This window comes from Methylobacterium sp. GXS13, assembly GCF_001455965.1.
Classification (GTDB): domain Bacteria; phylum Pseudomonadota; class Alphaproteobacteria; order Rhizobiales; family Beijerinckiaceae; genus Methylobacterium.
The window spans coordinates 1-25,622 of sequence record NZ_LKKO01000058.1 but is presented as its reverse complement, the minus strand read 5'-3'; the positions used below and the strand labels follow the sequence as shown (position 1 = coordinate 25,622).

General features: G+C 66.2%; 24 protein-coding genes and 1 tRNA gene. 6 read left to right on the top strand and 19 right to left on the bottom strand.

The features are described 5' to 3' along the window. Positions 1 to 15 precede the first annotated feature (15 nt). From AO398_RS19985 to aroQ, 12 genes are all read right to left on the bottom strand, one after another. A complete protein-coding gene (locus AO398_RS19985) occupies positions 16 to 669 on the bottom strand; it encodes a pyridoxamine 5'-phosphate oxidase family protein (protein WP_058193942.1) in 654 nt (217 codons plus the stop codon). 172 nt (positions 670 to 841) lie between these two features. Then, entirely contained in the window at positions 842 to 1,861 is a 1,020-nt protein-coding gene (gene ilvC, locus AO398_RS19980; RefSeq protein WP_007561887.1) for a ketol-acid reductoisomerase, read from the bottom strand. 36 nt (positions 1,862 to 1,897) lie between these two features. After that, positions 1,898 to 2,563: a TetR/AcrR family transcriptional regulator C-terminal domain-containing protein gene (locus tag AO398_RS19975; RefSeq protein ID WP_058193941.1), complete on the bottom strand. Its 666-nt coding sequence runs from the start codon at positions 2,561 to 2,563 to the stop codon at positions 1,898 to 1,900. 77 nt (positions 2,564 to 2,640) lie between these two features. After that, positions 2,641 to 3,285 carry a glutathione S-transferase N-terminal domain-containing protein gene (locus AO398_RS19970; protein ID WP_058193940.1) on the bottom strand — a complete coding sequence of 215 codons (645 nt, stop codon included), beginning with the start codon at positions 3,283 to 3,285 and terminating at the stop codon, positions 2,641 to 2,643. A gap of 9 nt (positions 3,286 to 3,294) precedes the next feature. Continuing rightward, positions 3,295 to 3,687, bottom strand: coding sequence for a type II toxin-antitoxin system PemK/MazF family toxin (locus AO398_RS19965; protein WP_058193939.1), 393 nt, complete (start codon positions 3,685 to 3,687; stop codon positions 3,295 to 3,297). Continuing rightward, positions 3,665 to 3,961, bottom strand: a complete 297-nt coding sequence (locus AO398_RS19960) for a hypothetical protein (RefSeq protein WP_058193938.1) — start codon at positions 3,959 to 3,961, stop codon at positions 3,665 to 3,667. The genes AO398_RS19965 and AO398_RS19960 overlap by 23 nt, the downstream gene beginning before the upstream one ends. Before the next feature lie 53 nt (positions 3,962 to 4,014). After that, positions 4,015 to 4,557, bottom strand: coding sequence for an acetolactate synthase small subunit (gene ilvN, locus AO398_RS19955; RefSeq protein ID WP_058193937.1), 543 nt, complete (start codon positions 4,555 to 4,557; stop codon positions 4,015 to 4,017). A 100-nt stretch (positions 4,558 to 4,657) separates the two neighbouring features. Continuing rightward, positions 4,658 to 6,433, bottom strand: a complete 1,776-nt coding sequence (locus tag AO398_RS19950) for an acetolactate synthase 3 large subunit (protein WP_058193936.1) — start codon at positions 6,431 to 6,433, stop codon at positions 4,658 to 4,660. Positions 6,434 to 6,855: 422 nt separating this feature from the next. Continuing rightward, positions 6,856 to 8,301 carry an amidase gene (locus tag AO398_RS19945; RefSeq protein ID WP_058193935.1) on the bottom strand — a complete coding sequence of 482 codons (1,446 nt, stop codon included), beginning with the start codon at positions 8,299 to 8,301 and terminating at the stop codon, positions 6,856 to 6,858. Between the two features lie 333 nt (positions 8,302 to 8,634). Continuing rightward, positions 8,635 to 9,717, bottom strand: coding sequence for a dihydroorotase (gene pyrC / locus AO398_RS19940; RefSeq protein ID WP_058193934.1), 1,083 nt, complete (start codon positions 9,715 to 9,717; stop codon positions 8,635 to 8,637). A gap of 13 nt (positions 9,718 to 9,730) precedes the next feature. Further along, on the bottom strand, positions 9,731 to 10,432 hold the full coding sequence (locus tag AO398_RS19935; RefSeq protein ID WP_058193933.1) for an orotate phosphoribosyltransferase: 702 nt from the start codon (positions 10,430 to 10,432) through the stop codon (positions 9,731 to 9,733). Positions 10,433 to 10,565: 133 nt separating this feature from the next. Further along, positions 10,566 to 11,018 (bottom strand): type II 3-dehydroquinate dehydratase, encoded by a 453-nt coding sequence (gene aroQ, locus AO398_RS19930; protein ID WP_058193932.1) that lies wholly within the window; start codon positions 11,016 to 11,018, stop codon positions 10,566 to 10,568. 176 nt (positions 11,019 to 11,194) lie between these two features. On the opposite strand from aroQ, the gene AO398_RS19925 reads away from it, so the two are divergent. Continuing rightward, a complete protein-coding gene (locus AO398_RS19925; protein ID WP_058193931.1) occupies positions 11,195 to 12,037 on the top strand; it encodes a 3-keto-5-aminohexanoate cleavage protein in 843 nt (280 codons plus the stop codon). Positions 12,038 to 12,121: 84 nt separating this feature from the next. Here the strand turns inward: AO398_RS19925 and AO398_RS27655 are convergent, their stop codons facing one another. Next, positions 12,122 to 12,859: a class I SAM-dependent methyltransferase gene (locus AO398_RS27655; protein ID WP_082643366.1), complete on the bottom strand. Its 738-nt coding sequence runs from the start codon at positions 12,857 to 12,859 to the stop codon at positions 12,122 to 12,124. A gap of 165 nt (positions 12,860 to 13,024) precedes the next feature. Here AO398_RS27655 and AO398_RS19915 point away from each other — a divergent pair. Further along, positions 13,025 to 13,098: transfer RNA gene (locus AO398_RS19915), tRNA-Gly, on the top strand. A gap of 1,076 nt (positions 13,099 to 14,174) precedes the next feature. Here the strand turns inward: AO398_RS19915 and msrA are convergent. The 3 genes from msrA to AO398_RS19900 all read right to left on the bottom strand — a co-directional run bounded on the left by msrA (position 14,175) and on the right by AO398_RS19900 (position 16,199). Next, on the bottom strand, positions 14,175 to 14,693 hold the full coding sequence (gene msrA, locus AO398_RS19910) for a peptide-methionine (S)-S-oxide reductase MsrA (RefSeq protein WP_058193929.1): 519 nt from the start codon (positions 14,691 to 14,693) through the stop codon (positions 14,175 to 14,177). A gap of 172 nt (positions 14,694 to 14,865) precedes the next feature. After that, positions 14,866 to 15,111 carry a hypothetical protein gene (locus AO398_RS19905; RefSeq protein WP_152997578.1) on the bottom strand — a complete coding sequence of 82 codons (246 nt, stop codon included), beginning with the start codon at positions 15,109 to 15,111 and terminating at the stop codon, positions 14,866 to 14,868. Positions 15,112 to 15,122: 11 nt separating this feature from the next. Then, the gene (locus AO398_RS19900; RefSeq protein ID WP_058194105.1) at positions 15,123 to 16,199 is read right to left on the bottom strand and encodes a catalase family protein; all 1,077 of its coding nucleotides are present in this window, start codon (positions 16,197 to 16,199) and stop codon (positions 15,123 to 15,125) included. A gap of 1,161 nt (positions 16,200 to 17,360) precedes the next feature. Between AO398_RS19900 and AO398_RS19890 the strand changes: the two genes are divergently transcribed. Next, complete coding sequence (locus AO398_RS19890; protein WP_058193927.1) at positions 17,361 to 17,648, top strand: MTH1187 family thiamine-binding protein; 288 nt, start codon at positions 17,361 to 17,363, stop codon at positions 17,646 to 17,648. 65 nt (positions 17,649 to 17,713) lie between these two features. Here AO398_RS19890 and AO398_RS19885 read toward each other — a convergent pair whose 3' ends face one another. After that, positions 17,714 to 17,887 (bottom strand): metallothionein, encoded by a 174-nt coding sequence (locus tag AO398_RS19885; protein WP_058193926.1) that lies wholly within the window; start codon positions 17,885 to 17,887, stop codon positions 17,714 to 17,716. Between the two features lie 158 nt (positions 17,888 to 18,045). On the opposite strand from AO398_RS19885, the gene AO398_RS19880 reads away from it, so the two are divergent. Together AO398_RS19880 and AO398_RS19875 are read left to right on the top strand one after the other, a co-directional pair. Next, positions 18,046 to 20,355, top strand: a complete 2,310-nt coding sequence (locus tag AO398_RS19880) for an FdhF/YdeP family oxidoreductase (RefSeq protein WP_058193925.1) — start codon at positions 18,046 to 18,048, stop codon at positions 20,353 to 20,355. Between the two features lie 46 nt (positions 20,356 to 20,401). Continuing rightward, complete coding sequence (locus AO398_RS19875) at positions 20,402 to 21,742, top strand: pentapeptide repeat-containing protein (RefSeq protein ID WP_058193924.1); 1,341 nt, start codon at positions 20,402 to 20,404, stop codon at positions 21,740 to 21,742. 6 nt (positions 21,743 to 21,748) lie between these two features. Here the strand turns inward: AO398_RS19875 and AO398_RS19870 are convergent, their stop codons facing one another. Then, the gene (locus AO398_RS19870; RefSeq protein WP_058193923.1) at positions 21,749 to 22,219 is read right to left on the bottom strand and encodes a MarR family transcriptional regulator; all 471 of its coding nucleotides are present in this window, start codon (positions 22,217 to 22,219) and stop codon (positions 21,749 to 21,751) included. A 114-nt stretch (positions 22,220 to 22,333) separates the two neighbouring features. Further along, complete coding sequence (selA, locus tag AO398_RS19865) at positions 22,334 to 23,788, bottom strand: L-seryl-tRNA(Sec) selenium transferase (RefSeq protein ID WP_058193922.1); 1,455 nt, start codon at positions 23,786 to 23,788, stop codon at positions 22,334 to 22,336. A gap of 215 nt (positions 23,789 to 24,003) precedes the next feature. On the opposite strand from selA, the gene AO398_RS19860 reads away from it, so the two are divergent. After that, a complete protein-coding gene (locus AO398_RS19860) occupies positions 24,004 to 25,434 on the top strand; it encodes a mannose-1-phosphate guanylyltransferase/mannose-6-phosphate isomerase (RefSeq protein ID WP_058193921.1) in 1,431 nt (476 codons plus the stop codon). The last annotated feature ends 188 nt before the right edge of the window (positions 25,435 to 25,622 follow it).

Here is a 25,622-nt window from a genome sequence, read left to right as displayed (position 1 = left end):
GGGCCGGTTCTTACCTCAAGCCTCGCCGCGAGCGACCAGGGCCTCGTACTCGGCCACCTCGAGCTTGCCCTCTTGGGCGACCCGGGCCTTGTCCGCATCGCTGATCACGTCGCCGGCGAGGTCGAGGCGCTTCCAGGAGGCGAGGGGGGTCTCGCGCCCCGGGGTCGGGACGTACTTGTTTTGCTCGAGTTTCTGATACTTGTGGATGTAACGCGGGCAGTTGACCCAGATCTTCTTAACAGCGACCTTAACTAGGTACTTAGCCTCGGTGTACTCGGCCATGAGGGCGTCGTCGCGCAGCAGCGTCGCGTGGCCCTGCACCCGGATCCGGTGTGGCGTCTCGAAATCGATGAACAGCAGGCCGACCTTGGCCTGACCCTCGATGTTTCCCATCGAATAGAACATGCCGTTGCCGTCAAAGCCCGGGAACGCGAGGGTGTTCTCGTCGAGCACCTTCACCAGGCCCTGGGGCCCGCCCTTGTAGGAGACGGTCGGCATTCCGTCGGGATCAACCGTGGACAGGAAGAACATGTCCCGGGAGCCGATGAAGGCGCCCTCGTCCGGGCGGATGCTGTCGTGGACCCAATCCTCGTCCAGGCGCACGGCGAGCTTGGTAGTCCCGAATTCGGTCTGCAACGCCCGGTGGGCGTCCGAATAGAGCGATGCCATGGCGTGTCCTCTCCAACCCTCACCGGTCCTCATACGTGCGGGACCGCTGAGGCGTTTATCGCCGGGAATGCCCGCGTTCGGCAACCGGCAATAGAAAAAGCCGGCCTCGCTTTCACGTGACCGGCCTTCCGGAGGTGCGGCCGAGCAAAGCCCGGCCGCGAGATCCTAAAAATTAGTTGCGGGTCTTGTCGACCAGCGCCTTCTCGGAGATCCACGGCATCATGGCGCGGAGCTTGGTGCCGACCTCCTCGATCGGGTGGGTGGCGAGCTTGGCGCGGGTCGCCTTGAACGAGGTCTGGTTGACCTTGTTCTCCAGCATCCAGTTGCGGGTGAAGGTGCCCGACTGGATGTCGTTGAGCACGCGCTTCATCTCGGCCTTGGTCTCGGGCGTGACGATGCGCGGGCCGGTCACGTACTCGCCGTACTCGGCCGTGTTGGAGATCGAGTAGTTCATGTTGGCGATGCCGCCCTCGTAGATGAGGTCGACGATCAGCTTCACCTCGTGCAGGCACTCGAAATAGGCCATCTCGGGGGCGTAGCCCGCCTCGACCAGGGTCTCAAAGCCGGCCTTGATCAGCTCGACCAGGCCGCCGCAGAGCACGGCCTGCTCACCGAACAGGTCGGTCTCGCACTCTTCCTTGAAGGTGGTCTCGATGATGCCGGCGCGGCCGCCGCCATTGGCCGAGGCGTAGGACAGGCCGAGATCGTGGGCGTTGCCGGAGGCGTCCTGGGCGATGGCGATCAAGGTCGGCACGCCGCCACCGCGCAGGTACTCGGACCGCACGGTGTGGCCGGGGCCCTTCGGGGCGACCATCAGGACGTCGAGGTCCTTGCGCGGCTCGATCAGGTTGAAGTGGACATTGAGGCCGTGGGCGAACAGGAGGGCGGCGCCCTCTTTCATGTTCTTCTCCAGCGACTCCCGGTAGATGTCGCCCTGCAGCTCGTCGGGGGTGAGCATCATCACCACGTCGGCCCACTTGGCGGCCTCGGCGACCGACAGGACCTTGAAGCCCTCGTGCTCGGCCTTCTTGGCGGTGGCGGACCCCTCGCGGAGCGCGATGACGATGTCCTTCACACCGGAATCGCGCAGGTTGAGCGCGTGGGCATGGCCCTGGCTGCCGTAGCCGACGATGGCGACCTTCTTGCCCTTGATCAGGTTTAGGTCGGCGTCGCGATCGTAATAAACCCGCATGTCGATTTCCTCTTCAGGTGTTGGTTTCGGGTAGGGTTAGGTGTTTGCCTGGCCGTACAGGGCCAGGAACTGGTCCACGGCGCGGCCCGCATCGCGCTGGATCTCGTCCGCGTCGAGGTCGAGCGCCTCGCCGAGCAGCAATCGGATCTGGATATCCCGGCCGACCAAGCCGAAGAAGGTCCGGAACGCTGCCTCGCTGTCGGCGAAGGCGAGCAGCCCCGCCGCGCGCCCTGCCTCCAGCACCGGCTTGACCCGCTCACCGATGGCGAAGCGGCCGTTCGCCAACACGATGCCGCCGAGATTGCTCTTGCGCGAGCCGGCATGGGCGACGGCGATCCGGTTCAGCGCCACCGAGGTGCGGCTGGTGATCACCGTGAGCCAGGAGACCGCGAAGTCCTGGAGATGTTCGCGCAGGCTGGTCCCGTCCAGCGCCTGCACGGCCTCGCGGCCGGCATGGACCCGGGACGCCTGCCATCGCACCGTCGCGGTGAGCAGGCCGTCGCGGTCGCCGTACCACTTGTACAGGGTCTCCTTGGAGCAACTCGCCCGGCGGGCCACCGCGTCCATGGTGAGCTGGTCACCGCCCTCGACCATGAGGGCGAGGACGGCGTCGAGCACCGCCTGCTGGCGCACGGACGGCGTCGCCGGCGCCTCGGCGCCCGCCTCTTCCGTCTCCTGCCGCTCTGCAAGGCTCGACCGCATCGCTTCTAGTACCGTACCGTACGGTACGCTCGATAGAGCGATTCGCCGGACGCCGCAAGGGGCCCGGCGGGGCGGCTTCAGGCTGGCAGGGCCACCCCTTCGCGGGCGAACACCGCCTGCACCGCCGGCCGCTCGGCGACCCGACGAGCATGGGCGTGCCAAGCCGGGAAGCGCGCGGGCATGTCGAACCGGAGCGACGCGCCGGAGGCCCAGACCCAAAATACCATCAGGTAGGCGTCGACCACACCGTACCGGTCCCCCACGGCCCAGACGCCGTTCGAGAGGTGGACCTCGGTCATGGTGCAGAGATCACCGTAGGTGTCGGCGGCCTTGTCGCGGATGCCGGGAAAGGCGTCCTCGTCCGCAGTGTAGCGTTCCGGCCGGCGGACATGCGCGTAGGTGACGTGGTGATTGGCGGCGAGCCAGCCGAGCCACTCGTCGGCCCGGGCCTGCTCGCGCAGATCGGTCGGCCAAAAGCCCTTCTCGGGCACGGCGCGGGCGACATGGCGCAGGATCGCCGCACATTCGGTCAACACCCAGCCGTCCTCGACGAGGGCCGGTACCCGGCCGCGCTCGTTGATTGCGAGGTATTCCGGCGCGCGCTGGTCCCCTGCCGCGAGGTTCAGCTTGACGCCCTCGAATGGCAGCCCGGATTCCTCCAGGATGATGTGGGCGGCCAGGGAGCAGGCGCCGGGGGCGTAGTAGAGGGTGCGGGTGGTCATTCGGAGTTCTTACCGTTGCTGCACTGAGGGGGCGTCCGCACCGTCGAAAGTCAGGCCGAGAAGACTGCGCAGCTTGCCGCGCACTTCGGCGACAACATCGTCCGGTGCCGACCCGAGGCTTCTGAGGATCCGGGTCGCCCGGTCGATCGAACGGACTTGATCGACCAACACGGCGCCTCCGACGACCAGACCGGCTGGCAGGAAGACTTTGGTTGGCCATGGATGCGGGTTACGCGTGATCGGGCATATGATCACCCGGCGCGTCAGGTAATTCATGTCCGGATCCGATACGACGAGCGCCGGCCGGATCCCGTTCTGCTCGGTGCCGCGGACCGGTTCGAGATCGATGAGGAGCAACTGGCCCGGAATTGGCTGCCAATCAGTACGGGTCGTTGGCGTCATCGATGATCTCGGAACCGCGGTCGGGACCCCAATCGACGGATTCAGGTTCCGCCTCGGGCCCCAGACGCCGTGCTTCAGCGATCATCTCCGCCATCGTATAAACGGGCAACCCGTCAACGTACCGACGCCCGGTCCATTGCTTGGGCTCGACCTCCGGCCGCCCCTTCGAGACGATCTCGACGGTCTCTCCCTCGCGGATACCGAGTTCCTCGGCCTCCATGCTGCTCAGCCGCACGGCGAGATCATTGCCCCAGCGAATCACCTTGGCTTCCATCGCTTCGCCTCCCGTGAGGACGGCGGAGCATAGCAGATCGGAGCCGCGGGATCCTACAGCGGCTCCGAACCCCGGCCCATGGCGCTGATGCCGGTGCGGCAGATCTCGACCAGCCCGATCACGCTCATCAGCCGCACGAACCGGTCGATCTCCTCGGTGGCGCCGGTGAGTTCGAACACGAAGGAATTGAGCGTGGCATCCAGCGTCTTGGCGCCGAAGGCGGCGGCCAGGCGCAGGGCCTCGCTGCGATGCTCGCCCTCGCCCTTGACCTTCACGAGGCAAATCTCGCGCTCCAGCGCATTGCCCTGGAGGGTCAGGTCGACGACCCGATGGACTGGCACCAGCCGATCGAGCTGCGCCTTGATCTGCTCGATCACGGCGTTCGTACCGGTGGTCACGATGGTGATGCGTGAGATATGGCGCGCCTCCTCGGTCTCGGAGACGGTCAGGCTCTCAATGTTGTAGCCGCGGCCGGAAAACATGCCGGAGATGCGCGCGAGCACGCCGGGCTCGTTGTCGACGATCACCGCGAGCGTGTGCCGGTTCACCGGCTCGACGCGGCCGGCATCGGGGTAGTGGGTGTTCATCGCGTTCATCGCCGGCTTCGTCCTCGTCGTCCAGTCCGTGCTCATTGGCGGCCGCGCGCCGCCGCCCAAACGGCAGGCGGCCACCCCGAGAGGGCCGCCGCCAAACCCCTCACACCAGCATCTTGCCTTCCTCGGAGATCACGTCGCCGAGTTCGACGCCGGTCTCGCCGAGGTAGTCGGACAAGAGCATCTCGTTATGCGCCTTGCCCGAGGGGATCATCGGGAAGCAGTTCTCGGTCTTGTCGACGATGCAGTCGAACAGAACCGGCCCGTCATAGGCCAGCATCTCCGCGATGGCGCCGTCGAGGTCGCCCGGCTTCTCGCAGCGCATGCCCTTGGCGCCGTAGGCCTCCGCCAGCTTGACGAAGTCCGGCAGGCTCTCGGAATAGCTCTGCGAGTAGCGCGAGCCGTGCAGCAGTTCCTGCCACTGCCGGACCATGCCCATGTACTCGTTGTTCAGGATGAACACCTTGACCGGAAGCCGGTACTGAACCGCGGTCGAAAGCTCCTGCATGTTCATCAGGATCGAGGCCTCGCCGGCGATGTCGATGACCAGCCCCTTCGGGTGGGCGAGCTGCGTGCCGATAGCCGCCGGCAAGCCGTAGCCCATCGTGCCGAGGCCTCCGCTCGTCATCCAGCGGTTCGGCTCGTCGTACTTGAAGTACTGGGCTGCCCACATCTGATGCTGGCCGACCTCCGTGGTGATGTAGGTCTCGCGGTCCTTGCAGGCCTCGTAGAGGCGCTGCACGGCGTATTGCGGCTTGATGATCGTCCCCGACGGCCAGTAGGCAAGGCAGTCGCGAGCCTTCCAAGCGCTGATCTTCTGGAACCACGGGTCGAGATTGGACTTTTCGGGCCGCGATGGCAGGGCGCGCCAGGCTTCCAGCATATCGGCCAGCACCGAGGCGCAATCGCCGACGATCCCGACATCGACCTTGACCACCTTGTTGATAGAGGAGGCGTCGACGTCGATGTGGATCTTCTTCGAGAACGGCGAGAACGCATCGAGCCGGCCGGTGATCCGGTCGTCGAACCGGGCGCCGACGCAGATCATCACGTCGCACTCGTGCATCGCCAGGTTGGCCTCGTAGGTCCCGTGCATGCCGAGCATGCCCAGGAACTTCGGATCCGTGCCCGGATAGGCGCCGAGCCCCATCAGGGTCGAGGTGACCGGGAAGCCGGTCTCGGCGACGAGCTCGCGCAGGAGGCGCGAGGCCTCCGGACCGGAATTGATCACGCCGCCGCCGGTGTAGAAGACCGGGCGGCGGGCGGTCGCCATCAGTTCCACCGCTGCGCGGATCCGGTCGCCGTCGCCCTTGACGGCGGGGCGGTAGGTCTTGTGGCTCGCGATCTCCGGGCGCTCGTAGAGGCCGGAGGCGAACTGGATGTCCTTGGGCAGGTCGACCACGACCGGGCCGGGCCGGCCGTTCGCGGCGACGTAGAACGCCTCGTGCAGGATACGCGGCAGGTCCTCGATCGATTTGACCAGGTAATTGTGCTTCGTGCAGTGGCGCGTGATGCCGACCGTGTCGCATTCCTGGAAGGCGTCGGTACCGATCAGATGCGTCGGAACCTGCCCGGTGATGCAGACGAGCGGGATCGAGTCGAGCAGCGCGTCGGTGAGGCCGGTGACGATGTTGGTGGCGCCGGGGCCCGACGTGACCAGGACGCAGCCGACCTTGCCGGACGAGCGCGCATAGCCCTCGGCCGCGTGGACGGCACCCTGCTCGTGGCGCACGAGGATGTGCTTGACGGCGTCCTGATGGAACAGCGCGTCGTAGATCGGAAGTACGGCGCCGCCCGGATACCCGAACAGTGTGTCGACCCTCTGATCTTGGAATGCCCGGATGACCATCTCGGCCCCGGTCATGACCTCGCCGCCCATGCTCTCCTCCTCCGCTCCCCGGATCGTCAGCGGCGATCGTGCGCCGCCGGACGGACCGGCTCCTTTAGTCCTGCACTTTCGTCACGCGAGGCGGCATCCGCCTCGCTCGAAAGTACTGTCTTCGTCGGTATCTCGAACGCGTGGATCTCGTTGGCCGTGATGCGTCACTGAGCAGCGGGCAATAAAAAAGGGCCCCGAGGGACCCTGCATGCGCCACCGCTCGGATTGCAGCCCTGTTTTAGGGCCGCCCCGTCGGTGACGCTTCCGCTACAATAAGAACCGCGTTCATCGGATATCCGAGCCTGCCTCGCGGTGATCGCCAAACCCAGGAGCGGATTCTGGCGTCTCACGCGTGAAGTGTCGAGCCTCATACCGGAGCTGCGGGAACCGGTCAACGCGTTTGCCGACGATCGGACGCGCGCTCAGTGCAGGGGCGGCGGGCAGCGGCGGACCCAGTTGCTCGCGGCGTCGTAGGCGGCGCCGAGCTGGAGGCAGGCGAGTTCGCCGTGGTTGCGGGCGACGATCTGGATGCCGGTCGGCAGGCCGGCCTCCCCAAAGCCCGCCGGGATGTCGAGGGCCGGCAGACCGCTCATGGTCACCGGGACCACGGTCTGCATCCACCGATGGTAGGTGTCCATCGCGCGGCCGCCGACGTCCCGGGGCCAGCGCAGGCCCTTGTCGAACGGAAAGACCTGCGCGCTCGGCATGACCAGGTAATCGTAGTTTTCCATGAACCGGCGCACGGTCTCGTACCAGCGGGTGCGCCCCTCTAGGGCGGCGACGACCTGATCGGCGGTGAGCGCAAGCCCGCGCTCGGCCTCCCAGATTGCCTCGGGCTTCATCTGCGCCCGGTGGGACGGCTCGTCGTAGAGCGGCCGGAGCGCGGCGGAGACCGACAGCGCCCGCAACGTCAGAAAATCGCGCCAGAGCTGCTCCATATCGAACCGGGGCGCCGCCTCCTCGACCACGCAGCCGATCTCCGCGAAGGTTGCCAGCGCCGCGCGGCCGAGTTCGAGCACGCCGGGATCGAACGGGATCTGTCCGTCGCAATCGCCCAGCCACGCGATCCGGGTCCCGCGGAAATCCCGGGCGAGCGGGCTCGCGAAGGCCGACGGATCCTGCCGGATCGTGTTCGGGCAGCGGGGATCGTAGCCAGCCTGGACCGACAGCATCAGGCCGATATCGGCCGGGCTGCGCCCGACGGCGCCGAGCACCGACAGGCCGGGGCTGAACACGTCCTTGGTCTCGACCGGGATCCGGCCCCAGCTCGGGCGCAGGCCGTAGCAATTGTTGAAGGCGGGCGGGTTGCGCAGTGAGCCGCCGAAATCGCTGCCATCGGCCACCGGCTGCAGCTTCAGGGCCACCGCCACGGCCGCACCACCACTCGATCCGCCGGCGCTCTTCTCTGGATCGTAGGCGTTGCCGGTGGTGCCGTAGACCGGATTGAAGCTGTGCGAGCCGAGCCCGAATTCGGGGATGTTGGTCTTGCCGATGAAGATCGCCCCGGCCGCGCGCAGCCGGGCGACCATGATCGTATCCGTTTGCGCGATCCGGTCCGCGAAGATCGGCGACCCTTGCGTGAACGGCAGCCCGCGCACCGCATCGAGATCCTTCACGGCGAGCGGGAAACCGTGCAGCGGCCCCACGGCCTCGCCGCGGGCGAGCGTGGCATCCCGCGCCTCGGCCTCCTGCAGGAGTACCGCGTCGCGCTGAAGCCCAACGATGGCGTTGACCTGCGGATTGAGCCGGTGGATCCGCTCCAGATAAGCGCGCATCACCTCGACGCAGGAAACAACCCGGCCGCGGATGGCGGCCGAGAGATCGACGGCGCCGAGCGCCGTGATGCCGTCCTGTCGCTCATCCTGCATCGTCGGTCGTCTCCCTATCGCGGTCCGCGCCGGCATAGCAAAGGCAAGGCCGATCACACGTTTGATCGTGTGCGGCGGTCTACTGCTTGTGATGGTCGGAGAGGCAAGAGACGTGCAGGGATTCGGCCGATGTTTCCTTGCCCCGACAAGGGGCCCCCGTCGCGCGCAATGGCGCGATGATCCCTGGTCCCACTTCCACGCCCAGCACCGTCATCGCGAGCGGAGCGAAGCAACCCAGGGCAGCACACGCTCGCCGAATGTGGCGTTTCCCTAGATGGTTTCGCTCCGCACGCAATGACGGTGGGAGGGGTACGTGCTCCCGTCGGAACCAGATCAGACCACAGCCCAGGGCAGTGTCTCATCCCCCCGGAACACCACCACGGCGGTGTCCTCCACGGCGACCGCCTCGATCACGCGGCTCTCCCGCCGCTCGAGGGTGACCGTAGCGGCGTTGGGCTGGAGCCCGTGGAAGCGCGCACCATTGAGCGACGCGAAGGCTTCGAACTTGTCGAGTGCGCCTTCCTCGTCGAACACCTGCACGTAGGTCTGCAGGGCGCTCGGGCCGCAGAACACACCGGCGCAGCCGCAGGAGGCCTCCTTGGCGCCGCGGACATGCGGGGCGGTGTCGGTGCCGAGGAAGAAGCAGGCCTCGCCGGAGTCGCCGGCCGCGCGCAGGGCCAGGCGGTGCCGTTCGCGCTTGGCCACTGGCAGGCAGTAAAGGTGCGGGCGCAGGCCGCCCTGGAAAATATGGGTGCGGTTGATGACGAGGTGATGGGGCGTGATCGTCGCCGCCACGCGACTCCGGTTGGCCCGCACCACGTCGAGGATCTCGGCCGTGGTGGCGTGCTCGACGGTGACCTTCAGGCCCTGGTGCCGGGCGAGCAGCGGGATCAGGCTGCCCTCCATGAAGGCGGCCTCGCGGTCGAAGATGTCGATCTCCGGGTCGGTCGCCTCGCCGTGGATCAGAAGCGGCATGCCGATGCGCTCCATCCGCTCCAGAACGGGCGCGAGCCCGATCAGGTCGGTGACGCCAGCATGCGAGTTCGTCGTCGCGCCGGCCGGGTAAAGCTTGGCGGCGATCCAGACCTTCTCGGCGAAGCCGCGCGCGATTTCGTCCGGGTCGGTGTCGTCCTGCAGATAGCAGGTCATCAGCGGAGTAAAGTCGACCCCCTCGGGCAGCGCGGCCAGGATCCGCTCGCGATAGGCCCGCGCAGCTGCCACGGTCGTCACCGGCGGCACCAGGTTCGGCATGATGATGCCCCGGGCGAACTGGGCCGCCGTGTAGGGCAGCACCGCCTTCAGCATCGCGCCGTCGCGCAGGTGGATGTGCCAGTCGTCCGGCCGGCGGATCGTGATCCGGTCGGCCGCGGTCGAAGCGGGCGGCTGCGCCGCGGGGAACAGATCGGCGACGCTCATCGCTTGCGGCTCCTCAGCCCTGCCCGAAGGACGAGATGCCGCCGTGGGCGGCCGACCACTCCGCCGGGGCGTTGAGGAAGCGCTCGACCTCGGCCAGGGTGTTGGCGTCGAAGGTGCCCATCTCCCTGGCCACCGCTAGCACGTCCCACCACGTGGTGAGGTAGTGCAGCTTTATCCCGATCTCCTGCATCAGCGCGGCGCTGCCGGGGAAGATGTCGTAATAGAACAGCACGAAGCAATGATCGACGTTGGCGCCGGCATCGCGCAGAGCCTGGCAGAAATTGACCTTGCTGCGCCCGTCGGTGGCGAGATCCTCGACCAGCAGGGTCTTAGCGCCTTCCACCACCTCGCCCTCGATCTGGGCGTTGCGGCCGAAACCCTTCGGCTTCTTGCGCACGTACTGCATCGGCAGCATCAGCCGGTCGGCGATCCAGGCGGCGAACGGGATACCGGCGGTCTCGCCGCCCGCGATATGGGTGAGCGACTCGTAGCCAATCTCGCGGACGATCGTGGAGGCGGCGAAATCGATCAGCGTCGAGCGCAGGCGCGGAAACGAGATGATCTTGCGGCAGTCGATATAGACCGGGCTGGCCCAGCCCGAGGTAAACTTGAACGGTTCGTCCTTGTAGAAATGGACTGCCTGGATTTCCAGGAACATCTTGGCCGCTTCGCGGGCGATGATCGTCCGGTCGATGGGCAGGAACGACGTGGTCATGCGGCGTGCGCGCTCCGCTGGGTGCGCTCTCCGGCGGGGACCGGTCTCGAAGAGCGCGGGATGGGTAGGCCTGACCGGTCTCCTCCGCCCTGTCTCCGCCAGCGTCAACCCTCCCGAAGCCGCTATCCGCGTCTTAGGCGGCGTCGCCTTTCGTTCGGAGCAGCGCCAAATGCCGGATTGCGAGCGCGTAGCCATGTGTGCCGAAGCCGGCCAGGACTGCGGTTGCCGCCAATGAGATGTACGAATGGTGGCGAAACGCCTCGCGCCGGTGGACGTTCGAGATGTGGCACTCGATCACCGGCACCTCGCAGGTGTTGAGCGCGTCGAGGATCGCCACCGAGGTATGGGTGTAGGCGCCGGCATTGATCACGATGCCGGCTGACGCGATCCGGAAGGCGTGGATCGCGTCGATCAGCACGTGCTCGGCATTGCTCTGGCGGAAATCCACGTTGAGCCCGAAGCCGACGGCGGTCTCACGGCACAGGGCCTCGACATCGGCGAGCGTCTCGCGCCCGTAGATCTCCGGCTGCCGTTTGCCCAGCAGGTTCAGGTTCGGCCCATTCAGGACCAGGACGGTGTCGTTCATTGCGTTCCTCGCCGCGCGAGAGGTGCGGCAAGCCGCCGTCCGACACAAGTCCACCCTGTCACCGGCCCCGAGATGTCCCGCGCCGAAGGCCGCCCGGTCCGCCAGAGCGGTTCAGTTTTCCCGCCTGCGGGGCTATCCCGGGCGCGAATCAAATGAACGATCAGGGAGAAGACGCGATGGCAGGATCCCCGAGCGACGCGCCCGTCGTGATTGCGGTGGCGATCACCGGCTCGGTGCCGCGCAAGACGGACAACCCGGCCGTGCCGGTCACCGTGGCCGAGCAGATCGAATCGTCTCAGCAGGCCTTCGAGGCGGGCGCGACCCTTGCCCATATCCACGTGCGCAACGACGACGAGTCGCCCTCGTCGGATCCCGACAAGTTCGCGGCCGTGCAGGAGGGGCTGCGCAAGCACTGCCCCGGGATGATCGTGCAATTTTCGACAGGCGGGCGTGGACGTGACCCCGCCGCAAGGGGACTCTCGCTCAAGCACCGGCCCGACATGGCGTCGCTCTCCACCGGCTCGGTGAACTTCCCGACCATCGTGTACGAGAACAGCGCCAGCCTCGTCACGGACCTCGCCGGCCAGATGAAGCAGTTCGGCGTGCGGCCCGAGATCGAGATCTTCGACCTATCGCATCTGCACGGGGCGAAACGGCTGGTGGAGGCTGGCCTCATCGACAGCCGTCCACATGTTCAGTTCGTGATGGGCGTGCAGAACGCGATGCCGGCCGAGGCGCACCTGCTTGATACCCTGCTCGCCGAGACGCGCCGGATCCTGCCCGAGGCCACCTGGACCGCCGCCGGGATCGGCCGCAACCAAGCGGTCGTAATGGAGTGGGCGCTGGCCCGCGGTGCCGACGCGGTCCGCACCGGGCTCGAGGACAACATCCGGATCACGAAGGACCGGCTGGCGGCGAGCAATGCCGAGCTGGTCGCCCTCGCGGCCGATGCTGTCCGCCGCCACGGCCGCCGGGTCGCGAGCCCGGTGGAGGCGCGGGCCGCCTTGGGGCTGGGCTGAGAGGAACCGTATTCTACAACTCCGCCTCGGGCGACTTCCAATCTCGTCGGTCGTCAAGCGACCGCTCGCGAAGCCTTTCCGGCATCACGGCTTTCGGGCGACGATGGCATGCAGTCTACCGACGGAGCGGTCCTGATCGATGATGAAGCCGATGGCCCGCAATTCCCTCGCCAAGGCTGCAGGCTGAAGCCGCAGCTTCCGATAACTGCTTTTGCGCAGCGTCCAACCGCCATTGTCGCGGACGTAGATGATATCCGTCACGACGACGCTTTCGGGCTCGTAGTCGAGTGCGCAGACCATCAAACGTTGGTCGTCCGCCCGAACCGGAATGAAGCGATCCAAGCCCGTCAATTCCAGCGAAAGATCGCGAAACGTCAGGACCAAGCGACCTGCCGCACGTAGCGCATCATACGCATCGCGGAAAAGCTTCGATACGTCGCCGCGATCGTCGAGATGCGTCAGGGTATCGCCCATACATACGATCGCATCGATGCTATCGTGCTCGACCAATGTCGCGAAGCCGCGTATATCGGCCCATCGCGGTTCGATTGAATCTCTCGCTTTAAGCGTCTTCAATTCCTCAAGCAGAGCGTGACAGGAATCGAGTGCAATAACGGATTCGAAGCCGAGATCGCGAAGAGCAAAGCTCTGATATCCCGGCCCGCAACCGAGGTCGATGGCCCGACCATTCGGTCGTGAGCATATTCCAAGGTCGACAAGCAGTTTTCGCTGCTCAGCAACCTTATTGACGAACGACAAACCGTTTATCCACGAGTAATGTTCTGCCAGAAGATTGTCATAATGGGCTCGAGCCTGGCTCATCAGCAGCTCCGGGATCGCGTTTTTAACCGCATTACCGTCGTGCCGGGCCGCTTGTCGAGATTGCGAGCAGAACAGCCTATCTCGCAGCACCCCTTACCCGATTGCCGGCACGGCCCCAATGCCCATCTTCTCACGGGCCGGGCGGTGTGCTAACGCTCTGCCCGCGCGGGTGTAGCTCAATGGTAGAGCAGCAGCCTTCCAAGCTGAATACCCGGGTTCGATTCCCGGTACCCGCTCCACGTCTCTCCCCGGATGGCACAGGCACGGGGTACATGATCCCAGGATGTGTGGGGTGGATAGAGACTGACGCGTCTGCGTTCTCTCGTTCTGGCCTGATGGACATCCTGGCAGGTCGTAACACCGTGCTGAGCCCTCAGGCGACGCGTATGATTGTGGTCGACGAATAGCGGCAGGTGCGACCGTGGTTTATGGCGGAACTCATCGATATCACCGAGCCATCACGGGCTTGGTGATGCCGCTCCTTCGCTCGACCTAACTTCTAGTTCACGGATGCTTGGGCTTGGTCAGGTGATGCGTGATGCCGCGCTCCTGCCAGACACGACCGAAAATGTGCCCTCTTTAGAGGACTATCGGGCCTGAGCGGTCGCGCGCGGAAAGGCAGGGTTGCCCCCCGTGTCCGTTCGCACCTTTTGGATCTGGCGCGGCACGATCGCCCTCAATGCGGGTAAGACGCCCGATGCCGCGTCGCGACCGACTTCCGCCCGCAGTCGACGAAGGCAGACGAATACCGCCAAAAAGGTAAAGCTTGCCCGCCTTCGCCCTGACACCGGCGATATCGACGTAGACAGCGCCGATGGCGTAAGCGGCGAGACGCGTCTGCTGGGGTTTTTCGCCGTCAATCTGCCTGGGCGACTGATATCTTGTCGCTCAAGGAAGTATTTAGCAGTTCGGGTGGAGGATCGTCGGCGAGAGGCGATGGAGGCCGTCGTCCGACGGCAGCAGCGTATGCCGCCAGAAAGGAACGCTGCCCGACTTGTTCTATGATGTGAGGACGGTCGAGCGCGGCTGTTGTGCCCTCCATGGTGGGTATCCGACGTCGTCCGACGCGTCCATTTCTGTATGGTTGTCAGCCTGATACCGCAGCGTCTGATGGCAGCCCTTACACTCCATGGACGCAACTATTTCGCGCCTTGCATCTCCTCTGTGGTGCCTGCGCTACCGCAAAGAATTCGGTCCGTAGCGCATGTTCTGCAGCAAGGTGCCGAACCCTATTGCCACACCACGGGATCAACCCATCAAGCCTGAGCTGGCTCGCTATACGAGGTGTCCCGTGGTGATGCTGTCGTAAAGATCCTCAGGTGTCCTGCGTGCCTCGAGACCGGATCGGCAGCGTCCAATTCGGCCTGACGAAGTGGCAGGTATAACCGTCCGGTCGACGTTCCAGGTAATCCTGATGCTCCGGTTCGGCCTCCCAGAACGGACCCGCCGGCGCCACCTCGGTCACCACCTTGCCCGGCCAGAGGCCCGACGCGTCGACGTCGGCGATGGTCTCCTCCGCGACCCGCCGCTGCGCGTCGTCGAGGTAGTAGATGGCCGACCGGTAACTCAGGCCCCGGTCGTTGCCCTGGCGGTTCGGCGTCGTGGGGTCGTGGATCTGGAAGAAGAACTCCAGGATGCGCCGGAAGCTCGTCTGGGCCGGGTCGTAGACAATCTCGATGCCTTCTGCATGGGTGCCGTGGTTGCGGTAGGTCGCGTTCGGCACGTCGCCGCCGGTATATCCCACGCGGGTGGCGATGACGCCCTCCTGCCGCCGGATCAGGTCTTGCATGCCCCAGAAGCAGCCGCCTGCCAGCACAGCCTTCTCTTCGCTCATCGTGTTTCCTCCGTAGGACCGAAGCGTCCCATCCTGCCCCATAGATGGGGATTCCGATCAGGCTTCGCCCCTTCCCGGGGCGACATCGCCCGCGGCACTCTTTCATCCTCTGCTAACCCGCGCTCGGTCAGCGCGCCTCGACTTTCACGCAGGTGAGGGCGACGGGCAGGGCCTAGCCGCCCTCCATCGTCTCCGTGAACGAAGCGGCGTTAGCGGTGGTCGACGCGACGGCGTGCTCGGCATTCGGGCTGTCGACCGGCAGCACGTAGTCCTGGCCGCGCTCCGGCCCCTTGGTCGAGTCGAACACTCGGATGGTGACGTTGAAAGGCTTACGCGCCGTCTTCGCCATGTCGTCCACCTGAACCTGCGTCGCGCCGAGGAGGATGGCGGCCATCGCCGCCAGGCTGGACATGCGCATATCGGGGTTCCTCAGCGCCCGCTGCCGGGCTCGTGGATCGGGCACCCGTTGAACCGCTGGCGGAACTCGGCCGAGTGCCGGTAAGGCGCATTGCGGGCGCGGTTGATGTTGCCCAGCGGCCTGTGGGCGGCGAGCCCCGTCCAGACGCTGAAGCGCATCTCCTCATCCACGGTTCGGACGCGGGCCTCGTCCCAGCTGTCCTGCGGGCGGACGGTGATCAGGCCAACCCGCTGAAATGGCGCCTCGTCCTCGCTCCATTCGACGGTCGGATCCTCGACGGGCTGGCGCTCGAGGTCGCGGCAGAGCTGGACCCGGAATTCCCACATGCCCTCAATTACCGCCATCTCGGAGCGCACCGTCTCGCGGATCGCGTTTGGGCGGCCGGAGGCATCGATCTCATTGCCGGTGAGCGCGGTCAGCCCCGGGGCGATCGGCGCGATCGAGAATTTGGCGACGTGGTCGCCGTACCGAAACGGGGTGACGCTGTAATAGGTCTCACCGAGCGGATCGACGTTGGGCGCGCCGCCAAGCGAGCCGATGGTCGGGCTCTCGATGCCGACGGCGGTCAGTGCCTTGTTGACTCCACGCAGCACCGTCGAGGCCGCGACCTTCAGGCCCTCGACCCGGTCGGTAGTGCCGGCGAGCAGCTTGAGGCTGCCAAGAAACTTCTGTGCGTTCGGGGCCTGGAATATCTTGCCGTTGACCATGATGAAGTTCTGGGTCGTGCCCTCGGCATCGGGCAGGCGCTCGCCCTCGACGTCCAGGACCTTCAGCGCGAGGCCTCGGGGTAGCGAGACCGCATCGGGCAGGATGTCGCCGGCATTGGTCGACAGCCGCATGTAGACCTTGTGCTCGCCGGGCTTGGCGAACAGCCCCTGTGCCAGCTCTGGCGGCAGGTTCGGATCGATCCGAAGGACGCCTTCGAGGATCCCGTGCGCTTTGGCGTGGACGGAGCGGACGGCATGGCCGGAATCGTCGGCGACCGTTTGGAGGATGGTGTCGAAGGTCTGGTTCAGTCCCTCGATGGTCTTGCCCTCATCGGGCTGCACGACCTCGAGATCGGGGCTGTAGCGAATAGGTGCTTGCAAGTTCAGAGGCTCCAGCTTGGTTCCGTTCCCGATCGAACAACGCTGGCGCACCTCCGTTCCAAGTTGCATTCCATTCAATTATCCGTGAGCAATTGGTTGGGAATGCGGATACCGGGCGGCGATTGTCGGCGGAAGGACGCCAGATGTGGTACCCTCTCTAATTTATGAGAGTTCTGACGTGCGTCTTTGCCTTGGTCCGCCGAAACGCCTGACCGCCGAGCCACGGCCGCGTCATGCTCTTTTTTCATGTGGGGATCGCTGAGCAGTTCCGGGATTTTGCGGACTGCCATGTCGGACGGCCCCCCGATCAGCCCATTCGATTCTTGGCTACACCAGCCGGCCATCAGCCGAGCAGTCTTGGACCTAGCCGAGGCCGTGTCCAAGCTCCGGGCCCTGTTGGAGACCGCCCGTCAGGTCGCGACGATTGTGGCCGGGCAGCACCCGTTCTACTTAACCATGGACGTAGCTACCGTCTACGACGCGGGCAGCCCCATGAATACGGCTGGTATTCTGCCGCGCCGGTTCTGCAACTGTATTTCCGTGTACATTAACTGAGTTTGCGTCGCAGAACTGATCCGATTATTTGGTCTGTGCGCGGTGGTCTGCGTTGCATTGGACGGATTCGATGTGCCCGTTCCCGAATACGATGTCCATTCGGTCCCTTGGTGTCATCGTTTCCCAGGCTCGCTTGCGCCGATCTAGCATCTGCGTCGTTCATTAGAGCCATAGCCGCAACGACACCCGACTTTTTCCGTGAACAGCGGCCGCGTCTACGACGCTGTCATCGATGTCGATAAGCCGCTTACAGGAACAATTGAGCATCTTAGCCTGCGCGGGCCTCTAGGAACGATCCCTGTGCCCGCAGGCTCGCGACGGGCCGCAATGATTTGACCGACATGCATCACCCGAACCCTCCTCACGGCTTTACCCAGATGACCGCCCATTCTAAGTGCTGCCTGCAGGCGATGGAGTAACTCGCCGCGCTTCTCGGCGACGCCCTTCGTAGGCCGTAAATCGCTGCTGTCCCGATCGTGGACGCATAGCCTCTGCGCGTGTGCTATCGTTTCTGGGCACGCCATGCGTGAACAGGGAACGGCGCGACACACAGTCTCGTCACCCTGATCCGATCCGGTGGGCTCCGGTCCTTTGGGAAGCATCACCATGAAGGTATCCGCCGACCTGTGCATCGTGCCGATGGGCGTCGGTCCCTCGGTCTCGTCCTACGTGCGCGAGATTAAAGCGATCATCGAAGCAAGCGGCTTGACCGCCACGATGCATCCCAACGGCACCAATATCGAGGCCGAATTGTCGGAGGTCTGCGCGCTGGCCGAACGTTGCGAGGCGCGGCTCGCCGAGCTCGGTGTCGAGCGAACCTTCTTCACGCTGATCTTCTCGACCCGCCGGGACAAGGATCAGTCTATGGCCGACAAGCTCGCGGCCGTCTCCTGACGGATCGTCTCTGAGGCGCCGCGCGGCGTTCCTGCCGTCGCGCGGGCCCCGTCGTTCGAGACCGCTCAGCCGTGGCAGGCGCAGCCGGCATGCTCGCAACCGGTGTGATCCTTGTGACCGTCGGCACATTCGTCACAGCAATACGCCTTGCCGTCCCGGGACACCGCCTTGGACAGTTGGACGACGCACACGCAGTCCTGACAGGCGCATTTCACCATCTCGACGTCGACGCTGGCCATTCTTCTCTCCGCTGAGCGTTTCGTTCACTGACCGAGTCTAGATCCGCCACAGCAGGGACGGAAGCGCTTCGGCGCCGCGGTGACGCGCCTTTGATCCGACCTGCAGTCTCGCGCGTTCCCCCCCGGTCCGGACGCTGGCGTGCCGGGAGGAGGACGGCATGAGCGAACAGGACACCGGTGACATACGGATCGAACCCTATGACAGCCCTGCGGGTGGCTGGGGCTCCGCCCGCTCCCTCGTGGAGATTTTGACGCGCGAAGGCGTCCCGGTCACCGGCTCGGCGATGCTGCTGAAGCAGAACAAGCCGGACGGGTTCATGTGCGTCTCCTGCGCCTGGGCGAAGCCGGCCAAGCCGCTGGCCTTCGAGTATTGCGAGAACGGCGCCAAGGCCACCGCTTGGGAACAGACCCGTCGGCGGGCAACCCCGGATTTCTTTTCCGCCCACACAGTCACCGAGCTGCTCGGCTGGAGCGACTACGCCCTGGAGGAGCAGGGCCGCCTGACGCATCCGATGCGCTACGATCCCGAGACTGACCGGTACCGGCCGGTCTCCTGGGGCGAAGCGTTTGCCGAGATCGGGCGGGAGCTGAAGGCTCTACGCGAAGAGGACCCGAAATCGGCGGTGTTCTACGCCTCCGGGCGGGCCTCGCTGGAGACCAGCTACATGTGGGCGCTGCTCGCGCGCCTCTACGGCAACAACAACCTGCCGGACTCGTCGAATATGTGCCACGAGCCGACCTCGGTGGCGCTGCCGCAATCGATCGGCGCGCCGGTCGGCACGGTGCTGCTCGAGGATTTCGAGACAGCCGACCTAATTTTCTTCTTCGGCCAGAATGTCGGCTCGAACGCGCCCCGGATGCTCCATCCGCTCCAGGAGGCGCGGCGCCAGGGGGCGCAGATCATTACCTTCAACCCGCTGCGCGAGCGCGGGCTCGAACGCTTCACCAACCCGCAATCGCCGGTGGAGATGCTGACGCGCTCGGCCACCAAGATCTCGACGCAGTACCACCAGGTGAAGGCAGGCGGCGACCTCGCGGCGCTCACCGGCATGTGCAAGATCCTCATCGCCCAGGATCGGGAGGCCGTGGCCGCGGGCAAGCCAGCGGTGCTCGATCACGCCTTCATCGCCGAGCACACCCATGGCTTCGATGCATTCGTGGCGTTCTGCCATCGCGCGGATTGGGCGGCGATCGAGCGGCGCTCCGGCCTCACCCGCCCGGCCCTCGAAGCCGCGGCCGGGGTCTATGCCCGCGCCAAGGCGGTGATCGGCATCTACGGGATGGGCCTGACCCAGCATCGCAAGGGCACCGAGACCGTGCGGATGCTGGTGAACCTGCTGCTGCTGCGCGGCAATATTGGCAAACCCGGCGCCGGGATCTGCCCGGTGCGCGGCCACTCGAACGTGCAGGGACAGCGCACGGTCGGCATCACCGAGAAGCCGGAGCTGGCACCGCTCGACAAGCTGAAGGAGCTCTACGACTTCGAGCCGCCGCGGGAGAAGGGGCTTAACACGGTCGAGAGCTGCGAGGGCATCCTAGACGGCAGCGTCAAGGCCTTCGTCAGCCTCGGCGGCAACTTTTTGCGGGCGATCCCCGATACCGGGCGGATGGAGCCGGCCTGGCGGCGGCAGCGCCTCACGGTGCAGATCTCGACCAAGCTCAACCGCTCGCATCTAGTCAACGGCACGGTCGCGTACATCCTGCCCTGTCTCGGCCGGATCGAGATCGACCAACAGGCGAGCGGCCCGCAGGCGGTTTCGATGGAGGATTCCACCGCGCGCTTCCACGGCTCCCGGGGCGTATCGGATCCGGTCGGCCCGGAGGTGCGCTCCGAGCCCTGGATCGTGGCCGAGATCGCCAAGGCGGCGCTGCCGCACAACCCGCGCATCGACTGGGATGCCTGGGTCGCCGATTACGCCCGGGTGCGCGACGCGATCGAGGCGACCTATCCGACGGTGTTCCACGACCTGAACGGGCAGATGTTCCGGCCGGGCGGGATCACCAAGCCGCTTGGCGCCCGCGACCGGAAATGGGAGACGGACACCGGCAAGGCGAACTTCTCGGTGCCGGAGGGGCTGGAGGCCGATCCTGACCTGCCGGCGCACGGCCCGGACGTGCTCGACCTGATCACTTTGCGCTCGAACGACCAGTTCAACACCACGGTCTACGGCTACGACGACCGTTTCCGCGGGGTGAAGGGCACCCGCGACATCCTGTTCATGAACCGGGCCGATATCACCCGGCTCGGGCTCAAGGACGGCGGCTCCGTTGATGTCGAGGCGGTGGCCGGCGACGCGGTCACGCGGCGCGTCGGCGGTCTGCGGGTGATCGCCTACGACATCCCCCAGGGGAATTGCGGCGGTTACTACCCGGAGCTGAATGTCCTGTTGCCGCTCTGGCATCACGACGAGCAGTCCAAGACCCCCGCCGCCAAGGCCATCACCGTGCGGGTGACGGCCACGACCTGAGCCGAGGGATCTGGCGCGGCGCCGTTCTCTCCGGCAAAGAGCCTGGATGGATCAGGTCACGCCCCGAGATGTGGAGCCGCGCCTGCGCGGCCTCCTAGACCTGATCGCAGCCGGCACGCCCGTCCGCGAGCCGGGCCTCGACCTTGCGCATGTGGATGCCAGCAGCACGGCGCTTGCCACTGTCGCGCCGGCCGATGCCGAATCCGGCGGCCTTCCCCTGGTCGGTGCGGACCTGTCCCGGGCCCGCATGGAGGAGTCCGATCTGTCCGGCGCAAATCTGCGCCGGGCCAGCCTTACCGGAGCGGTCGGGCGCTCGACCCGATTCATCGGGGCGATCCTAGAAGAAGCCGATCTGTCTGAGGCCGACCTTTCGGGGGCGGATTTCAGCGGCATCGTGGCGGGCCAGGTCAGGTTCGCCGAAGCAATGCTGGAGGATGCCCGCTTCGGGCAGGCCGCCATGCGCTTCGCCGATCTGTCGGGCGCGCTTTTGGACGGGGCGAATTTCGCCGAAGCTGACCTCTGGGGCGCGAATTTCTCCGGTGCCGATGCCGACGACACCGTGTTCCGCGGCGCGCGGCTCGACGAAGCCAAGCTCGCCGACGCCAACCTGACCCATGCCGACTTCGAGGGCGCGAGCCTTACAAAGGCATCCCTCGCGGGCTCGCGCCTGCGTGGCGCCAAGTTCACCGGAGCGAAGCTTGACGGCGCCGACCTGTCCGGCGCCGACCTCTCCGACACCGATCTTGTTCGGCTCAACCTCGCCACCTGCCGACTGCGGCATGCCCGCTTCGCTGGCGCCTGGCTTAACGGCACTCGAATGAGCGTCGAGCAGCTCGGCGGCGCCGTGGGCGAAGAGGTATCCGGTGCCTACGAGGCGGCGCAGGCGAGCTATCTTGCCCTAGAACAGAACTGGAAGAGCATCGGCAGCCAGGACGCTGCGAGCTGGGCCTACAAGCGCGGCCGCCGGATGGGCCGCTTTCATGCAGGGCAACAGGCGCGCGTCGCCTGGATCTCACGAGACTGGCTCGGAATCCTGGGCCATGGCTACCGCTGGACCGCCGACAGATTCGTCGAGTGGCTGTGCGATTACGGCGAGAGCCTGTCGCGTATCGCCCGAGCCTTCGCGCTGCTGATTGTCGTGTTCGCCGGCCTATACGGACTCACCGGCGGCCTATTCTTGACCGAGGGGGCTGAGGCGGGGCCGACCTACAATCCGATCGACCTGATGAGCTACAGCGCGCTCAACATGATGACCGCCAATCCACCGGAGATCGGCCTCAAGCCGACCGGGCGCGTTACCAATCTGCTGGTCGGCTTGGAGGGCGCGGTCGGCATCATCCTGATGGGACTCTACGGCTTCGTCCTCGGCAATCGCCTGCGACGGTAGAATCCCTCAGTCGTTCCCGCTTAACCGCTCGATCAGAGTGCCGAGATCCTTGCGCAAGGCCCGGATCTCCGGCTCGCTGAGTTCGAGCTGGCACATCACGCTCTCACGCACGGTGACGGCCTCCGCTCGCAAGGCGGCCCCTTGCGGCGTCAGCGCGATCTCGACCTCGCGCTCGTCTGACTGGCGCCGGGTTCGCACCAGGAATCCCGCGCTCTCCAGTCGCTTCAGCACCGGTGTGAGCGTGCCGGAATCGAGCCGCAGTCGCCGGCCGATCTCCGAAACCGTGACGCCGTCCTGCTCCCACAGCACCAGCAAGACGAGATATTGCGGATAGGTCAGGCCAAGCCGCTCCAAGAGTGGGCGGTAAGACTTCGTCATCCGGTGCGCGGCAGCGTAGAGCGCGTAGCAAAGCTGGTTATCGAGCAGGAGCGGATCCGTCACGTGCTCCGTCTCGACCGTGTCCACTGAATACGACATGTTTCTCGCCCATCGCGGTCCGAGGGCCGCTTGTCTCGCACCGCGACCGCGGGTTGGCCACCCTAGCATAACACGCGCATCACGCGCGCAAGCCCCTGCGCGACTTGCTCTTTCTCAACAACCCCGGCGCCCGGACGCTCCGTCACCTGGGGATGACAAGTTCGATAGGCTGTTCAAGAACCCGGTTTCGTCCTCCAGAGTACGAAGGTCGAGCACGATGGCATCGCCGCTGATGCGGCCGATTACCGGTGCCGGCAATTCGCGCAGACGTTCGGCGAGGCGCTTGCAGCGGCCCCCGGCGCCGCGGCGGCCGTCGCCTTCCGGTGTCAGCACCAGGGCTGCGCTAGGTAAGGTCTCCACCGGCAGCGCCCCGGAGCCGATCTGGCTGATGCACTCGGTCACCGAGACCGTCGCCCAACCGGATATCCGTTCGGCGACCGCCGGCGCGATGGCCCGGGCCTGCGCGTCGATTGCCCCGCGCGGGCGGGTGAGCAGGCGCAGAGTTGGCAGCTCCTCGGCCAGCCGTTCAGGATGGAGATAGAGCCGCAGCACCGCCTCCAGGGCCGCGTAGGTCATCTTGTCGACCCGCAAAGCCCGCTTCAGCGGGTTCTTGCGCACCCGGGCGATCAGATCCTTGCGCCCGGCCACGATTCCGCACTGGACCGCACCGAGGAGCTTGTCGCCGCTGAAGGTCACCACATCCGCTCGCGCCAGGGCCTCGCGAACGGTGGGCTCGGGGGGCAAGCCGTAGGCAGAGAGGTCGACGAGGCTGCCGCTCCCAAGATCCTCCGCCAGAGGCACGCTGTGCTCCCGGCATAGGGCGTGGAGCGCTATCGGGTCCGCTTCGGCGGTAAAACCGGTGATCGCGTAATTGCTCGGATGCACCTTCATGACGAGGCCAGTGCGCGGCCCGAGCGCCTCGGCGAAATCGCGCAGATGGGTGCGGTTGGTGGTGCCGACCTCGCGCAGCCGGCAACCAGCCCGGGCCATCACGTCGGGCACCCGGAAGGAGCCGCCGATCTCCACGAGTTCGCCGCGCGAGACCACCACCTCCTTGCGCATGGCGAGCGCGTTCAGCACCAGCAGGACGGCGGCGGCATTGTTGTTGACGACCACCGCGGCCTCGGCCCCGGTCAAGCGGCAGATCAGCGATTCCACGTGGTCGTCGCGCTCGCCCCGGGAGCCGGTGGCGAGATCGAATTCGAGGTTGCTTGCCTGTAACATCACGGCGGTCACGGCTTCTGCAGCTGAGCGAGGCAGGAGCGCCCGGCCGAGATTGGTATGGAGAACCGTACCGGTGAGGTTGAAGACCGGCCGCAGTGAGGTCCGACGCTGGGCCGCGAGTTTCTCCCCTGCCGCGGACCGGATCGCCGCCTCGTCCGGCACCGGGCCGCCCTCTGAACGGATCCCGGCCAGGATGGCTCGCACCGCCTCAGTGCAGGCCGTGCGCCCGTAGGAAGCGAGGATTTCCTCCGAGACCCCGCTGACAAGACGTTCAACGGAAGGAATCCGGCGCGGAACCTGCGTGGGATCTTCGAGGGTAGGTTGGGTTGTCGCTGAAGCTTTCATGTGTCGCTGAGAGATAACGATCCCTGCGCTCGGGACCAGCCCGGCGCGGCGCGCGCGATCCCCGCAGGATTGGCACCGGAGCGGGCTGAGTCTAAGGGCTCCCTCGTGTACGAAGCGGCCAATCGCGCGGCCAGTCAGGCCCAGCGAGCCCTGTGCAGGCCTCGCATCCGCGGGCTGGCCCCGCACCCATTGCCGAGCCGCGGGAGGTCCCACCCATGTCCCGATCCGACACCGCGATCCATCCCATGATCCTGTGCGGCGGCACGGGGACCCGGCTGTGGCCGGTCTCGCGGCAGAGCATGCCCAAGCAGTTCGCCCGGCTGGTGGATGCGAGGACCTCGACCTTCCAGGCCAGCCTCGAGCGCGTTGCGGATGCGTCGGTGTTCGCCAAGCCGACCGTGATCGCCTCCGCGGAAGCTCGGTTCATCGTCGCCGAGCAGTGCGGCCAGCTTGGGATCGCCGCCGACATCGTGCTCGAGCCGCAAGGGCGCGACTCCGCCGCCGCCGTGGCGGTGGCCGCGCTGCATGCCGCCGCGATCGACCCGCAGGCGGTGGTGCTGATCATGGCCGCCGACCACGTCGTGCCCGACACCCAGGCCTTCGTCGACGCCGTGAAGGCCGCCGCCGTGGGCGCGCGGGCCGGCTACACCATGACGCTCGGCATCGAGCCGACCCGCCCGGCCTCGGATTACGGCTACATCCGCCGCGGCGCGCCGATCTCCGAGGCCCCCGGCGCCGCCCGGGTGGAGAAGTTCGTCGAGAAGCCGGATCGCGCCGGCGCCGAGGCGCTGATCGCGGACGGCGCCCTGTGGAACTCGGGCTACTTCCTGTTCCGCGCCGACCTGATGCTGGCCGAACTCGAAGCCTTCGTGCCGGAGGTGCTCGAGGCCGCGCGGGCCGCGCTCGACGCGGCCGTGACCGACCTCGACTTCGTTCGGCTGGACGGCGAGGCGTTCGCGCGGGCGCCGAAGATCTCGATCGACTACGCGGTGATGGAGCGGACCGCCCGGGCGGGTGTGCTGCCGGTGTCGTTCCCGTGGTCGGATGTCGGGACCTGGGACGCGGTCTGGCAGGTGCTGGACCACGATGCCGAGGGCAACGCGGTGCGGGGCCGGGTGTCGCTGATCGGGACGAAGAACAGCCTGGTGCACAGCCAGGGCGAGGGCCTGACCGCGGTGGTCGGGCTGGAGGACGTGGTCGTGGTCTCGACGCCGGACGCTGTGCTGGTGGCGTCGAAAGCCCGCTCGGGGGAGGTCAAGCAGCTGGTCAACGCGCTGCGGGCGTCGGGCGAGCCGGAGGCGGACGCGCATCTGCGGATGTACCGGCCGTGGGGGTGGTACCAGCGGATCGACATCGGCGAGCGCTTCCAGGTGAAGCGGATCCAGGTGGTTCCGGGCGGGCGTCTGTCGCTGCAGAAGCACTATCACCGGGCGGAGCACTGGGTGGTGGTGCGCGGCACCGCGGAGGTGACGGTGGACGAGAGGGTGGTGCTGGTCCACGAGAACGAGGCGGTGTACCTGCCGATCGGGTCGATGCACCGGCTGAACAACCCGGGCAAGATCCCGCTGGAGCTGATCGAGGTCCAGGTCGGATCCTACACCGGCGAGGACGATATCATCCGCGTCGAGGATATTTATGGACGATGAGTTACCCGCGCTGCTTTCGTGAAGGCCAACGCAGTCTAATCAAATTGGCTCTGCGCAAATTCTTAGAATGCGTTCGAGAAGCAGGGTGATCGGGCGAGGCGTCTGACGAGGATCATGACGGCTGCGGCGTAGAGGAAGGCTCTGGCGGAGGCGAGGGTCGCTTCCGCATCTCTCCAGAGGCGCCGGTT

Excerpts from the sequence above, each read along its gene's own strand:
- AO398_RS19985 (WP_058193942.1), bottom strand. The coding sequence starts at position 669 with ATGGCATCGCTCTATTCGGACGCCCACCGGGCGTTGCAGACCGAATTC.
- ilvC (WP_007561887.1), bottom strand. The coding sequence starts at position 1,861 with ATGCGGGTTTATTACGATCGCGACGCCGACCTAAACCTGATCAAGGGC.
- AO398_RS19975 (WP_058193941.1), bottom strand. The coding sequence starts at position 2,563 with ATGCGGTCGAGCCTTGCAGAGCGGCAGGAGACGGAAGAGGCGGGCGCC.
- AO398_RS19970 (WP_058193940.1), bottom strand. The coding sequence starts at position 3,285 with ATGACCACCCGCACCCTCTACTACGCCCCCGGCGCCTGCTCCCTGGCC.
- AO398_RS19965 (WP_058193939.1), bottom strand. The coding sequence starts at position 3,687 with ATGACGCCAACGACCCGTACTGATTGGCAGCCAATTCCGGGCCAGTTG.
- AO398_RS19960 (WP_058193938.1), bottom strand. The coding sequence starts at position 3,961 with ATGGAAGCCAAGGTGATTCGCTGGGGCAATGATCTCGCCGTGCGGCTG.
- ilvN (WP_058193937.1), bottom strand. The coding sequence starts at position 4,557 with ATGAACGCGATGAACACCCACTACCCCGATGCCGGCCGCGTCGAGCCG.
- AO398_RS19950 (WP_058193936.1), bottom strand. The coding sequence starts at position 6,433 with ATGGGCGGCGAGGTCATGACCGGGGCCGAGATGGTCATCCGGGCATTC.
- AO398_RS19945 (WP_058193935.1), bottom strand. The coding sequence starts at position 8,301 with ATGCAGGATGAGCGACAGGACGGCATCACGGCGCTCGGCGCCGTCGAT.
- pyrC (WP_058193934.1), bottom strand. The coding sequence starts at position 9,717 with ATGAGCGTCGCCGATCTGTTCCCCGCGGCGCAGCCGCCCGCTTCGACC.
- AO398_RS19935 (WP_058193933.1), bottom strand. The coding sequence starts at position 10,432 with ATGACCACGTCGTTCCTGCCCATCGACCGGACGATCATCGCCCGCGAA.
- aroQ (WP_058193932.1), bottom strand. The coding sequence starts at position 11,018 with ATGAACGACACCGTCCTGGTCCTGAATGGGCCGAACCTGAACCTGCTG.
- AO398_RS19925 (WP_058193931.1), top strand. The coding sequence starts at position 11,195 with ATGGCAGGATCCCCGAGCGACGCGCCCGTCGTGATTGCGGTGGCGATC.
- AO398_RS27655 (WP_082643366.1), bottom strand. The coding sequence starts at position 12,859 with ATGAGCCAGGCTCGAGCCCATTATGACAATCTTCTGGCAGAACATTAC.
- msrA (WP_058193929.1), bottom strand. The coding sequence starts at position 14,693 with ATGAGCGAAGAGAAGGCTGTGCTGGCAGGCGGCTGCTTCTGGGGCATG.
- AO398_RS19905 (WP_152997578.1), bottom strand. The coding sequence starts at position 15,111 with ATGCGCATGTCCAGCCTGGCGGCGATGGCCGCCATCCTCCTCGGCGCG.
- AO398_RS19890 (WP_058193927.1), top strand. The coding sequence starts at position 17,361 with ATGAAGGTATCCGCCGACCTGTGCATCGTGCCGATGGGCGTCGGTCCC.
- AO398_RS19885 (WP_058193926.1), bottom strand. The coding sequence starts at position 17,887 with ATGGCCAGCGTCGACGTCGAGATGGTGAAATGCGCCTGTCAGGACTGC.
- AO398_RS19880 (WP_058193925.1), top strand. The coding sequence starts at position 18,046 with ATGAGCGAACAGGACACCGGTGACATACGGATCGAACCCTATGACAGC.
- AO398_RS19875 (WP_058193924.1), top strand. The coding sequence starts at position 20,402 with ATGGATCAGGTCACGCCCCGAGATGTGGAGCCGCGCCTGCGCGGCCTC.
- AO398_RS19870 (WP_058193923.1), bottom strand. The coding sequence starts at position 22,219 with ATGTCGTATTCAGTGGACACGGTCGAGACGGAGCACGTGACGGATCCG.
- selA (WP_058193922.1), bottom strand. The coding sequence starts at position 23,788 with ATGAAAGCTTCAGCGACAACCCAACCTACCCTCGAAGATCCCACGCAG.
- AO398_RS19860 (WP_058193921.1), top strand. The coding sequence starts at position 24,004 with ATGTCCCGATCCGACACCGCGATCCATCCCATGATCCTGTGCGGCGGC.